General features: G+C 47.7%; 12 protein-coding genes. 8 read left to right on the top strand and 4 right to left on the bottom strand.

Features of this window, described 5'->3' with window-relative positions; all coding sequences use genetic code 11:
• The first annotated feature begins 54 nt into the window (after positions 1 to 54).
• A complete protein-coding gene (locus QUB10_RS03675; protein WP_445300777.1) occupies positions 55 to 204 on the top strand; it encodes a hypothetical protein in 150 nt (49 codons plus the stop codon).
• A gap of 311 nt (positions 205 to 515) precedes the next feature.
• Here QUB10_RS03675 and QUB10_RS03670 read toward each other — a convergent pair whose 3' ends face one another.
• Positions 516 to 725: a hypothetical protein gene (locus QUB10_RS03670; RefSeq protein ID WP_333199637.1), complete on the bottom strand. Its 210-nt coding sequence runs from the start codon at positions 723 to 725 to the stop codon at positions 516 to 518.
• A gap of 520 nt (positions 726 to 1,245) precedes the next feature.
• On the opposite strand from QUB10_RS03670, the gene QUB10_RS03665 reads away from it, so the two are divergent.
• The 5 genes from QUB10_RS03665 to QUB10_RS03645 all read left to right on the top strand — a co-directional run bounded on the left by QUB10_RS03665 (position 1,246) and on the right by QUB10_RS03645 (position 6,857).
• Positions 1,246 to 2,151: a D-hexose-6-phosphate mutarotase gene (locus tag QUB10_RS03665; protein ID WP_333199635.1), complete on the top strand. Its 906-nt coding sequence runs from the start codon at positions 1,246 to 1,248 to the stop codon at positions 2,149 to 2,151.
• Between the two features lie 681 nt (positions 2,152 to 2,832).
• On the top strand, positions 2,833 to 4,359 hold the full coding sequence (locus QUB10_RS03660; protein ID WP_333199633.1) for a phosphomannomutase/phosphoglucomutase: 1,527 nt from the start codon (positions 2,833 to 2,835) through the stop codon (positions 4,357 to 4,359).
• A 52-nt stretch (positions 4,360 to 4,411) separates the two neighbouring features.
• Positions 4,412 to 4,639, top strand: coding sequence for a hypothetical protein (locus tag QUB10_RS03655; RefSeq protein ID WP_333199631.1), 228 nt, complete (start codon positions 4,412 to 4,414; stop codon positions 4,637 to 4,639).
• 532 nt (positions 4,640 to 5,171) lie between these two features.
• The gene (locus QUB10_RS03650) at positions 5,172 to 6,113 is read left to right on the top strand and encodes a M23 family metallopeptidase (RefSeq protein WP_333199629.1); all 942 of its coding nucleotides are present in this window, start codon (positions 5,172 to 5,174) and stop codon (positions 6,111 to 6,113) included.
• 207 nt (positions 6,114 to 6,320) lie between these two features.
• Positions 6,321 to 6,857 (top strand): late competence development ComFB family protein, encoded by a 537-nt coding sequence (locus tag QUB10_RS03645; protein WP_193971299.1) that lies wholly within the window; start codon positions 6,321 to 6,323, stop codon positions 6,855 to 6,857.
• Positions 6,858 to 7,173: 316 nt separating this feature from the next.
• Here QUB10_RS03645 and psb29 read toward each other — a convergent pair whose 3' ends face one another.
• Entirely contained in the window at positions 7,174 to 7,887 is a 714-nt protein-coding gene (psb29, locus tag QUB10_RS03640) for a photosystem II biogenesis protein Psp29 (protein ID WP_333199646.1), read from the bottom strand.
• A gap of 339 nt (positions 7,888 to 8,226) precedes the next feature.
• Here psb29 and QUB10_RS03635 point away from each other — a divergent pair, with 339 nt between their 5' ends.
• Positions 8,227 to 8,847 carry a chromophore lyase CpcT/CpeT gene (locus QUB10_RS03635; RefSeq protein WP_333199644.1) on the top strand — a complete coding sequence of 207 codons (621 nt, stop codon included), beginning with the start codon at positions 8,227 to 8,229 and terminating at the stop codon, positions 8,845 to 8,847.
• A 657-nt stretch (positions 8,848 to 9,504) separates the two neighbouring features.
• Here QUB10_RS03635 and QUB10_RS03630 read toward each other — a convergent pair.
• Together QUB10_RS03630 and hemF are read right to left on the bottom strand one after the other, a co-directional pair.
• On the bottom strand, positions 9,505 to 9,867 hold the full coding sequence (locus QUB10_RS03630; RefSeq protein WP_006631392.1) for an STAS domain-containing protein: 363 nt from the start codon (positions 9,865 to 9,867) through the stop codon (positions 9,505 to 9,507).
• Positions 9,868 to 9,924: 57 nt separating this feature from the next.
• The gene (gene hemF, locus QUB10_RS03625) at positions 9,925 to 10,968 is read right to left on the bottom strand and encodes an oxygen-dependent coproporphyrinogen oxidase (protein ID WP_333199627.1); all 1,044 of its coding nucleotides are present in this window, start codon (positions 10,966 to 10,968) and stop codon (positions 9,925 to 9,927) included.
• A gap of 281 nt (positions 10,969 to 11,249) precedes the next feature.
• Between hemF and QUB10_RS03620 the strand changes: the two genes are divergently transcribed.
• Entirely contained in the window at positions 11,250 to 12,320 is a 1,071-nt protein-coding gene (locus QUB10_RS03620; RefSeq protein WP_006631390.1) for an Mrp/NBP35 family ATP-binding protein, read from the top strand.
• The last annotated feature ends 187 nt before the right edge of the window (positions 12,321 to 12,507 follow it).

Raw genomic sequence — 12,507 nt, 5'->3', positions numbered from 1 at the left:
GCGTAGGCGCTAAGAAAGAACGTTTCAAACTTATACCGCTGAGCTTACCCAGGTTTGCCTAGGTTTTTTAAAGCGGTGAATCAGTTGTATTCAATTGCCATTGATGCGGATGCGATCGCCCGGGCCATTGCCTATGCCATTGAGCAGCCCGGTGATGTGGATGTCAACGAAATGATCATCCGTCCGACTCGTCAGGAGTTGTGAATTGGCGCGCATGAGAGTCGATCGACTCTCCATTTAATACGGCTCAACGGCTGAACTGTTCCTAGATCATCTATAACTTGATTCAGTAACGCTGAACCGTAAGCGGTCGCAGTGGACTTACCGGGTTTCGGCGAAACTCCGCCTTTGACAAGTGATATCAATTCCGGTTGCACCGTCCGTGATGGTTGACTGTTGACTGTTGGCTGTTAACTCGGGGTCGAAAAACTGAATGATGGTTGAGTGTTGAGTGTTGAATCGATTTTACGCCCGACGATGAAGCGCGGATTTGATATGAAGTTTCGATGCCAACGCTAGCGGATGCAATCAGTCGGACAGCGCAAAGATCCCTGTTTTGGGGGCATCCCAGGCAATTGCCGCTTCAAATCACCCTCGAAGAAGAGATGCGGAGTGTTGTCGCTACGCCGTGTTTGGATGAATTGCTGCATTAGCTTGGCGATCGGAGAACTCAGCAATGTCTGCCGATGGGTTCGATCGCACATCCCCGGGCGATCAGTTGGCACTCCCAATTCGTTCTTGTGAGTCCCTCGTTGTGTTGATCGCACCTTCCCTCGTCAAACTCAACAATCTAATCAATCTAGCAACCATAATATCGGATAATTGTAAAGCAATTCACCAAGCCAACAGCGTCACTAACCCCAGCCTAAAGGCATGGGGCTTGAAAGAGGAAGACTCACCACCTTCTTAATTTGAGACTAAAACAGTGTCTAGCCTGCGTCTTTGAGACAAACTGAATTATCTGGTGGTGGTACACCGAACGATGTTACTGGATGCCTCCCTAGTCTGTAACCTCAAGGGATATCAGTGGCGAAGGGATATACACACACGGGCTTACCGCCACTTGTTATGCGTACAGGTAGAAAGCACTCGATCCGTAACTGTCCGGGTTAAAGGCGAATACAAAACGTCGAACGTCGTTAGTATATCCAAGGCGGTAACAAGCATTCATCGGAGGAGAATTCCTCCCCCCCCATCCAATGTAAAGCCGTCCTAAAAGGACGGGGTTTCAAACCCATATTTCTGATGAGTATTGACCAATTAAACACAGACTACGGCATAGCCGGACACCTCACCTTCGCCACCGGAAACGGTGGTTTCCCCATGATTCACATCGACAACGGTCAAGCCAAAGCCTTAATTTCTGTGTATTCCGGTCAAGTTCTCTCCTTTCAACCAGCCACCGAAGCCACAGACTTGATGTTCCTCAGCGAAAAAGCCTACTACGCCGAAGGGAAAGCCATCAAAGGCGGTATACCAATCTGTTGGCCCTGGTTTGGCCCCGATCCCGAAGCCTTGGGGCGTCCGAGTCATGGATTCGTGCGGAATCGCCTCTGGAATGTGCTAGAAACCGCCACAACCCCCGACGGCGCCACCAAAGTCACTCTCGGACTCAAGGATACCGATGAAACTAGAGCAATTTGGCCGATCGCCTTTGAACTGGCGATCGTGATTACGATCGGCATCAGCCTCACAGTAGAATTAATCACCCGCAATCTAGGCGACAAAGCATTTCCCCTCACCCAAGCTTTCCACACCTATTTCCAAGTCGGCGATATCAACCGCGTGCAGGTTTTAGGCTTAGAAAATAGCCAGTATCTTGATAAAGTTGATGCTGGTGTCGAAAAAACTCAAGTGGGTGCAGTGGTAGTAACAGGTGAAGTCGATCGCATTTATCTTGATGTCACCAATGAATTAGTCATTGAGGATAGCGCCCTCAATCGTCGAATTCGCATTAAATCATCGGGTAGTAAATCCGTCGTAGTGTGGAATCCCTGGGTGACAATTTCTGCAAATATGGCCGACCTTGATGATGCAGATTATCAGCGTTTACTCTGCGTAGAAACGACCAATGCAGCTACAGATATTGTGGAAGTTCCCGCTCATGGTGAGTTCCGCTTGCAGGCAATTTACAGCGTTGAACGCGACTAAGGAATTAAAGCTTAATCTTAGCGGTGATGGGGCCAAAATTCCCAGTAAGCGGTTCAACATTTCAATTGGATATTTTGGGCGTTGCTCAAATCCCACCCACAAGACTGGGATTGTTTCTTTAAATACAACTTAAATGCCGATTAGCTGATTGAATTGAAAAACTCTGTCACCCTAGTCAGGAACCTCAGCCTAAAGGCATGAGGCTTGAAGGAGAAATCTAACAAGCCGTTCTGACCAGCCAAGCGTCTTAATTGACTACGTTTTTTGAGTCACAACACCCGCTTGATGCGTAGCTAGTCCCTTGCTCTGTCGCTAGCGGTTAAACAGTCTTAAGGTCACGCTCGACAGTGCTGCTAGCCGGCGCAAGCTCACTAAACAAAGGCGCGTGCTAACTTTACTCCGAAAGGAGATTGAGGCAACCATACCTCACGCCTTGGGGCAACCATACCCCTCCACCCCGCTGTATGTTTTAACTCAATGTAAAGCCGTCCTTTTAGGACGGGGTTTCAAACCCATATTTCTGATGACTAATAATACCAAATCCAAAATTTCTCCCCTGTTTATTTGTTAGTCCGCGAAAGACGATCGGCAAAGCTGAGTCGAACCGTCTAGCCACAGACAAAACTTTCTATGATCGGTTTCAACCGCCGACTCCGATCTTTTTACTTACCATCAATTATTATGCAAAACTTCAACTGGACAAAACTTCAAAATGGCTCAGACATTCGCGGTATCGCCCTCGAAGGCGTCCCCAATGAAAAAGTCAACCTCACCCCCGAAATTGCCACAATCTTAGGTAAATCCTTTGTCAGTTGGCTGGTGCCCAAAGTCAATAAACCAGCGGCAGAATTAACGATCGCGATCGGGCGTGACAGTCGCCTATCAGGGCCAACCTTAATGCAAGCAGTCATGGAGGGAATCGCCTCAGTTGGTGCAACTGTGTACGACTTTGAAATGGCCTCAACTCCCGCCATGTTTATGAGTACCATTACCCCGGGTTTTGATTGCGACGGCGCAATTATGCTCACTGCTAGCCATTTGCCCTTTAATCGAAATGGCTTAAAGTTTTTCACGGCCAAAGGTGGGTTACAAAAACAAGATATTACAGATATTTTAGCACTAGCGCAAAGCAATAACTTTCAGCCAGCAGCCTCGCCCGGTAAGATTACAAAGCATGATTTTATCTCAGTTTATGCTAACCAATTTGTCACAAAAATCCGGGAAGCAGTCAATCATCCCGATAACTTTGAGCAACCACTAACAGGATTAAAAATTGTTGTGGATGCGGGCAATGGTGCTGGCGGTTTTTATGTTGATAAAGTCTTAAAACCTTTAGGTGCAGACACTACGGGCAGTCAGTTTTTAGAACCAGATGGTACTTTCCCCAATCATGTGCCAAATCCCGAAGATAAACAGGCAATGCAGTCAATTTGTCAAGCGGTAATTGAACATCAAGCAGATTTTGGGATTATTTTTGATACCGATGTCGATCGCAGTGCGGCCGTCGATCAAGTTGGCAAGGAACTCAATCGCAATCGCTTAATTGCCTTGATTTCGGCGATCGTATTACAAGAACACCCAGGCTCTACCATTGTCACCGATTCTATCACCTCCGATGGCTTAACGCAATTCATCGAACAAGATTTAAAAGGGATTCACCATCGCTTTAAACGCGGCTACAAAAATGTGATTGACGAGTCGATTCGCCTCAATGAAGCCGGACAGGAATCATGGCTGGCGATTGAAACCTCTGGACATGGAGCTTTGAAAGAAAATTACTTTTTGGATGATGGCGCTTATTTGGTCAGCAAATTATTGATTGAATTGGCTAAGTCAAAGCTAGCAAACCAATCTTTGCCGGATTTAATTGCGAATTTAAAAGAACCCGAAGAAAGTGCAGAATTTCGGATTAAAATTGCTGTGGATGATTTCAAAGCGCAGGGCGATCGGGTTATTGAACAACTGCAACAATTTGTCTCAACGCAAGCAGACTGGAAAATCGTTCCTAATAACTACGAAGGTCTGCGAATTTCCTGCACGTCACCTAGCGAATCTGGCTGGTTTCTGTTACGCTTATCACTCCACGATCCCGTGATGCCTTTGAATGTTGAATCTAATGTTAAGGGTGGTGTTGCTCACATAGTGGCTCGGCTTTTAGCTTTTTTCCCAACCACCGAATCCCTTGATTTTTCGGCATTATTGAGCTAACTTTCACTGTCGTCAGACTATTAGTAAACCAAACCGAAGGAGGAATTTAATCATGTGGCTTTTAATCATAAAATGTTCGGCTGCAAGCTGGGATACCCATTCCAAAGCTTTCAAAGCCATTGCTGCCAAATATCCCGCCACGCCTTCCTCTTCCAAAAAGATGAAAGGCGATGGTCAACGCATCATGGAATATCAGCTTGAGAATGTCAACGATGTAGAGGAATTTATGGAAGAATGCTTGACCTTAGATGGTTTCACCGCTACCTTTGAATCCCTATAAATTTAGGTGATCAGATTAAGCTGTCACGCATTTAAATTGCATCTTCAGGGCGGGCTTTCTGGCCCAACCCCCTACTCCCCACAAGATTTAGATGATTTTTTGATATTCAATTTAAATGCACAACAGCTTATCAGCCAAAAGTGAAAATTAAGGGTTTGATGCTACGACATAAAAATGCCAGCGGGGGCGGACGCACGCCGACCTCAGAAACCCGGTTTCTTCGTAGATTTATCGTGAGTCGTCGCAAAACTCGTAGAAACCGGGTTTCTAGCTACCTATACCTGGGCTATGAAACTGTCCGAAGTATTATCAATCTTCGACTTGAGGAAGGTAACGGCATTTGTGCGAAAGTATGATCGTCTCGCCAAATTTTTGAGTGCTGTTAAGTATTTATTTAAGTGAGTCTCTCATCTCCCAATCTTTGACCAAGCTTTTTAGCTACGGCTGTTTTTATCGACGGATTGAGGATTGCTATAGTTAGTCTAGATACTTGAAAATATCTCAGCGAGACAAAGATTAAGGACACCTAGTGATGATAATGACTGTGAGTCGAGGCAACGGCGGGCTAAGTGCCGAAATAGTTACAGGTCGGATTTTGCGGTGGGGGCAGTTGAAAGCAAACCAGCTAACCGCTAGTTCGATCGGGGGAATTGTTGCTGGCCTTTTAAGTTTTGCCCTGCCGGTACAAGCTTTGCAGGTAGTTGTGACGCCGACAAATCCCCAACTGGGAGATACGCTGTCAGTAATGATTCAGGTTGACGGTAACGGCGGGGAAACTCCACAAGTTTCTCTACAGCAAAAAAACTACCCCGCTTTTCCGATCGGCAACGGCCGCTTTCGGGCCCTGCTACCGACGACGCCGCTAGAGAAACCCGGTGCCCGCCAAATCCAAGTCGCAGGTGACGGACAAGTTCAGAACTTGAGTCTCCAAGTGCGGGATCGAAATTTTCCTACTCAATCCATCTGGCTACCGCCTGGGAAAGACAGCGAAGGTACAGACGCGGAGTTCGATCGCGTAGACGCATTTAAAGCACTCGTGACACCCGAAAAATTTTGGGACGGCAAATTGTTGCGCCCCAACTCCGGCGAAATTACCACTATTTACGGGGTGCGACGTTATTATAATGGGGTATTTGCTCAAGACTACTACCACCGCGGCGTTGATTATGCGGGTGCTTACGGTTCCCCTGTAGTCGCACCAGCAGCAGGTCGGGTATCTCTAGTGGGACGCGAATCCCAAGGGTTCAAAATCCACGGGAATGTCGTTGGTATTGACCACGGTCAGGGGGTAGCAAGTATTTTGATGCACCTGGCCCGGATTGATGTCAAGGAAGGCGATGTCGTGAAACCAGGTCAAGTAATTGGTACTCTGGGGTCAACGGGGGCTTCCACAGGCCCTCACCTGCATTGGGGACTTTACGTGCATGGGCAGGCCGTCGATCCTGTACCTTGGCGGCTTCAGGGAGTTGAGTAGGAGTTTTTACAGGTTTTGATGAATAAAGCCGTCAATTATGGGGTAAGTTTGTGGCTGGGGTGTGCAGATAACTTTATGGGTTATCAGTATTGAGTTAGGATTTGTATAAAAATTCTCAACTCAACTCTCAAAACTCGAATCTCAAGACGCTAACAATCGCGTCTTCACAAAACTTTATTGATGATGCCGTTGAGCGGGGACGCATATATGAGTATTGAAAAAATTGTTGAACAGGCTTTGCAGGATGGCTATTTAACGCCGTCTATGGAAGCTGAGGTGGGACGGATCTGCAATACGGCTTCGGAATTGTCGATCGAAGAGTACATGGCTCTCGATCGTCTGATGGGATCTTTGTTGACTGGCGAAGTTGTGGTTCTGCCACGCAAACAGTTCATCAACGTTATGGAAGAGTTGGTGCTCAGCGATGCGATCGCTAGGGTGGCCGACATTGAAGCGACGAGCGACCTGAGTCTGGATGTGGGAGATATTGCAGCTTATGCTTTAAATAGGCTGCCACCTCTGTACGCTACGACGGAAGAGGGAGCTCACTTTCAAAGGGCTAGGGCTAAAGAGCAACTTCACGATTTGATTTCCAAAGAAGTCAATGCAGCGATCGCCCGCAACTTGGACAGGCCCGACACCCCAAACCCCACAGCTTTGGGCAAGTCCTCGGGAAACGAAGTTCTTTCACAGCTAAGCACTTGGCTGCAAGCTAACGCCACTAATTTTGAGCCGCAGCCTTAGTACCACCCCAACAGCTCTATTTTACTTAAGTCGATCCCGCTCTATTCAGAAAGCGGGATTTTTAGTTTCTGAGCAACCAACATCTGAAGCCACAAGGCCGAAGCCAGAATTCAAGAAAAAAAATTAAAATTTAAGAGTTTTTTATTTTGTGTAACAAATAAAAAACTCCTTCTTCTTCCTTGTTCCTGGCATCCGTTACATCCGTTACATCCGTTACATCCGTTGAACGAATCCGTTGCCGAACTTCCTTCTTCCCGACATCCGTTACATCCGTTACATCCGTTACAAAATCCGCTGCCGAACTTCTTTCAAACGATTAATTGCTCCTGTCAGAAGAGTCTGCCGAAGGGCCAGCGGTAACTTTTGTTTCTCGCTTTTCGCGTTTTTTCCGTTCCGCTTGGATGACATCTTGAAGCACTATTCGCGCTTGGGCCATTTTTTCCAAATTGCTGCGGTACAAATCTAAATCTTTGCTAACTTTGTCTTCTGGCAGGTGCAAGGCCGCACTGACTTTGGCGATCGCGTTGTTTCGCGTTTCTTGGTCTTTTACCAAGTTAGGGTCAGCTTTTTCTAATAGCGAGAACAAACCGATCGCAAACAAGCGGCTGTACTTAAATTGAGGGTTGCTGGCGATCGCCCCTAAAGACGCTTGCAAATCCGCTGTATCTTCAAAGCTGGTCGAGCGATCGAGCCACGAGAGCAACTCTTGCCCGGAAAGTCTATCTGCCAAGCTTTCCAATCGCTGAGCGTCTTGCTTGTAGCGCTCTGGATCGTCTTCTAGGGACTTGCACAAAGCGTTAAAAATCGAAAGTCTGTCTGCTTCTGGGGCGTACCCAAGCATGAATCGATCGAAAGCTGTCACTACACCCAAAGCATAAATCGGGTCGTATTGAAAATCGGCATTCGCCGAAAGCAAGTGCATTTCTACCATCAACTCTTCCACCACTCGACGGTAAATTGAGTTGATCGGTCGAGTGTGAATCGTATAGAAACTTCGCTTAGTATCTGAAACAGTACGGTTATTGTTCACCTGAGTCTTATAGATAAATAATTTTGCCGTAGCGGGCGTGCCAGCGCGGCGTGAGTAAAGTCGGGGAGTCAATTCTGCGATCTGGCTGACAAAATTTGCCAGTTTTTTAAGGGTTGCGGCCGGATTGCGAGACAAAATTTTCTCAAAAATATTTTACGCGCGATCGGCTGCAACAATTAATATGTCGCCATAGGAGGGAAAAACCCCAGTATCTTTACAATCATAGCTCTTCTGGGATCGCTCATAAATCTAATCTTCTGACTTGCCCAGCCTAGATATGGCTTTCCATATCACAATAACTTTTTTTTGTCAACCATAATCGTGAAAAATCAAACAAACATGACACTTTCTCCTGAATTAATAGCTTTAGCCCAGTACATGGCGGGCGAATTTGACAACCGGGAACAAGCGCTAGCAGAGCCGGCGTGGTACGTCCACCTTCGTATGTGGCAAAGACCACTACCCGTTCGTTTATTTTCCGAACCCAGCATTGCCCTGTTTGCCGAACAAGCCAACATTCTGGAATTAGACAAGCCATACCGCCCCCGCATCGTGCAACTGAGACACTCACAGATAGCGCCGGGACTTATCGAAGCTCAGTATTATATGTTCAAGGACATTACAGCCGTCAAAGGAGCCGGTTGCAACCCCGACTTGCTTGGAAAGCTAACGAAGGAGCAAATCCAACTCCTCCCCGGCTGCACCCTCTCGGTTGCGGTGGAAAATTTAGCCTCAAACGGCTATCGATTTCGGGCATCTTTGCCGGAGGGCACTCGCTGCGGCTTTGCCTACGGGGGGCAAAATTACCAAGTAGACTTGGGATTTGAAGCCGCAGGCGAGGAATTTCTCAGCTATGACAAAGGAATAAGCCCCACGACTGGCAAGGCTATCTGGGGAGCCTTAATGGGCCCTTTTAGATTTGTCAAGCGTCAGGATTTTGCTGCTGAGATATTGGTTTGAAGAAAGAAGCAACAAGAAACAAGGAAGAAAGATTTAGCTATCTAGGATAGAAGGCAAGACTTTACCTTGACCTATTCTTCTACTTTAGTGTTTTGGTGAACCTGATACTTTTAATCCAGACAATCTCCGACAACCTCAGAGAATCCGAATATAGCACACTCATCAGACAGGTCCCAGAGCATGGTGGTATCCCACAAAGCTTTAAGGAAAATCCCTAAAGCGCTACTCAAACTGGGTGTTTTCTCACCACTGTTGGGGCCTTGAAAAATTTTAGAGCCACCTAACTTTTATGGCTCTAACCGTATTTTGCACAAATCAAGGAGGTGTATTCTTCACTGGTTTTGACCAACCTCGAACCGCAAGGATTACAGAGATGCTCTCAAGCGAAAGCTTGAGAGAAGTGAGAGAAAGTCCAAGTCATCATTACTGATGGTTTTATGCAGGCTACTTCAGTCTACACCAATTGTCATGAGTATTACCTAAAAGTCTAGGAAAATATCATCCTAGCAATTGCTCTCAACCTCTCAAAAAAGGAAGAAAGCATAAGGAAGCTGGCAAGAATTTACCTGCTTCCTGTTCTTGTGCAGGGTTCCGGCGCTTTTTGTGAGCCTCAAGCTTAAATTGCGCTTACACCGCAAGCGATGCAAACGGGAGTGGTCAACTTGCGCGCGGCACCCCCTCTAGAGCTTCTTCTTCCGTTTCAAATATTTCAAACACAGAATCCATCATGGTGACTTCAAACACCAGTTTGGCTTCAGGATGAACATTGCAAATGCGGAAACTTCCCTTAACTTTATCCGCATCCCGCATACCTGCTACAAGTGAGGTCAGGCCAGAGCTATCGATAAAGTTAACCTGACCAAGATTCACTACAACATGGCGGCTAAGTTTGGAAATACACTCTTGCAACTTGAGGCGGAATTGCCAAGCTGTAGTGATGTCCAACCGTCCTGTCGGTGCTAAGACGATAACTGTTGTACCGTCTTGAAGCGTGTGGGTTTTTTGATCAATATGAATCACTGACCCTTCCCTCAAATTTATTATCTATCGCGGTGGTTACTGTCCCAGTAGTTTAACTCAGGTCGGTGACTGCTGAGGCATCCAATTCGCCCAATCTTGCGGTTTTAAGAACTTGGAGTAGAGTTCGGCTTCTGGAGAGTTGGGTTCTGGCTCGTAGCAGTATTCCCAGCGTACCAAAGGTGGCAGGGACATTAAAATCGATTCGGTGCGTCCGTTGGTTTGTAAGCCAAAGGTCGTGCCTCGATCGTACACCAAGTTAAATTCAACGTAACGGCCGCGGCGGTAAAGTTGGAAATTACGCTCGCGCTCGCCGTATTCTTTCGATCGGTGCTTTTCAATAATAGGGGTGTAAGCCGGCAAAAATGCCCGGCCGCAATCCTGTACGAAGGCGAACAGCGACTCCCAAGTTCTAGGTTCCGGCGCCCCGATGTTGTTGCTGCACTCGGCTGCTTTGCCTTTGACATGATGGTCGCGGTAAAGCGCGCCTTGAGCGCTTTGGTAGTCAAAAAACAGGCCACCCACGCCGCGGGTTTCTTGGCGGTGGGGGAGGTAGAAATATTCGTCGCACCAGAGTTTAAATGTCGGATAATATCCGGGATGGTGGCGATCGCAAGTTGCTTTCAGAGTTTTGTGGAAATGAGCTGCATCCTCAGCCAACGGGTAATAAGGAGTCAAATCCACACCGCCGCCAAACCACCAAATCGGCCCGGCCTCAAAATAGCGGTAATTCAGGTGAACCGTAGGCAAGTAGGGATTGCGGGGGTGCAGCACCATCGAAGTGCCTGTTGCATAAAAATCGTGACCTGCAGCTTCGGGGTGCTTGGCCAGAATCAAAGCCGGCAAACTTTCGCCCCACACTTGGGAAAAATTGACTCCCCCTTGTTCAAACACATCGCCTTCGCGCATGACGCGAGAACGTCCGCCCCCGCCTTCGGAGCGTTCCCAAGAGTCCTCCTTAAATTTGCCAACGCCATCGAGCTGTTCGAGGGATTGACAAATTTCGTCTTGTAGGGTTTTCATAAATTGGCTGACTCTAGCTCTAGAGTCAGCGGGCGGCAAAAACGGGGAAGTGGCGGTTTTAAGTGTGGTAGAAACTGTCATCCGATTTAAGATTTAAGATTTTAGATTTTAGATTGAAGAATTGCGACCACGGCTCAATTCGCCTATTGTGACCAAATTGCTTTCGGTCGTAGAAATTCTTGCCGATCGCATTTGAGTTTGAGATTGACCGTGAGTCCCAAATCCAGTCGTCATGTAATTATGCCACCGCAGGTCTGCAAATGATCGCTATGAAGTTACATTAAAAAATAGCAATAAAAATATACTTAAACCTGCGATCGAAAATTCGCAAACCCAATTGCAGAGCTATGGTGGAGAACACAATGCCCAATACACTCGATGTTAGTTCAGTCTTAGAAATCCTGCGACCCGTGCAAGACCCCGAACTGCAAAAGAGTTTGGTGGAATTGAACATGATTCGTAACATAAAAATTGACGGCGGTGTCGTCAGTTTTACTTTAGTGCTGACAACCCCTGCTTGCCCGCTGCGAGAATTTATTGTCGAAGATTGCCAAAAAGCGGTCAAACAGTTGCCAGGAGTCGAAAAAGTGGCGGTGGAGGTGACAGCCGAGACGCCCCAGCAAAAGGGAGTGGTCGATCGCCAAGGCATTGAAGGCGTTAAAAATATTATCGCAATTTCCAGCGGCAAAGGCGGCGTCGGCAAAAGCACGGTGGCGGTAAACGTGGCAGTAGCGCTGGCGCAAACCGGCGCTAAGGTGGGTTTGCTGGATGCGGATATCTATGGGCCCAATGACCCGACAATGTTGGGTCTGGGGGACGCGAAAGTCATGGTTAGGGACGGGAAAAGCGGGGAAAGCCTCGAACCTGCGTTTAATTACGGCGTCAAATTGGTGTCGATGGCGTTTTTAATTGACAAAGATCAACCCGTGATTTGGCGCGGCCCGATGTTGAACGGGATCATTCGGCAGTTCCTCTATCAGGTGAATTGGGGCGATTTAGACTATCTGATTGTCGATATGCCTCCGGGTACTGGAGACGCGCAGTTGACAATGGCGCAGGCTGTGCCGATGGCTGGTGTCGTGATCGTGACGACGCCGCAGACTGTGGCTTTGTTGGACTCCCGCAAGGGGTTAAAGATGTTCCAGCAGTTGGGAGTGTCGGTGTTGGGAATTGTGGAAAACATGAGCTATTTTGTACCACCGGATATGCCCGACAAGCAATACGATATTTTCGGTTCTGGTGGCGGGGAAAAGACTGCTGCTGAGTTGGGAGTGCCGCTGTTAGGCCGCATTCCGCTGGAAATTCCGTTGCGGGAAGGTGGCGATTCGGGGGTGCCGATCGTGGTGGGGCAACCGGGTTCTGCTTCAGCTAGGGAGTTGCGGGCGATCGCGGGTCGCATTGCGGGTAAAGTTTCCGTAGCAGCCTTAGCCTAACTCACATCTTGGATTGTTAATCCGCTTTTGATGGGCGGGCGTCCCGCCCAACCCCTACTCCCCACAAGAAACCTGTGAGTGTTTGTGGAACAGGCATCTTGCCTGTTGAATTTGTGGAACAGGCATCTTGCCTGTGAGTGTTTGTGGAACAGGCATCTTGCCTGTTGAATTTGTGGAACAGGCATCT

The sequence above is a fragment of the Microcoleus sp. B5-D4 genome (assembly GCF_036705145.1).
Lineage (GTDB): Bacteria > Cyanobacteriota > Cyanobacteriia > Cyanobacteriales > Microcoleaceae > Microcoleus.
This window is presented reverse-complemented; position numbering and strand designations above follow the sequence as displayed.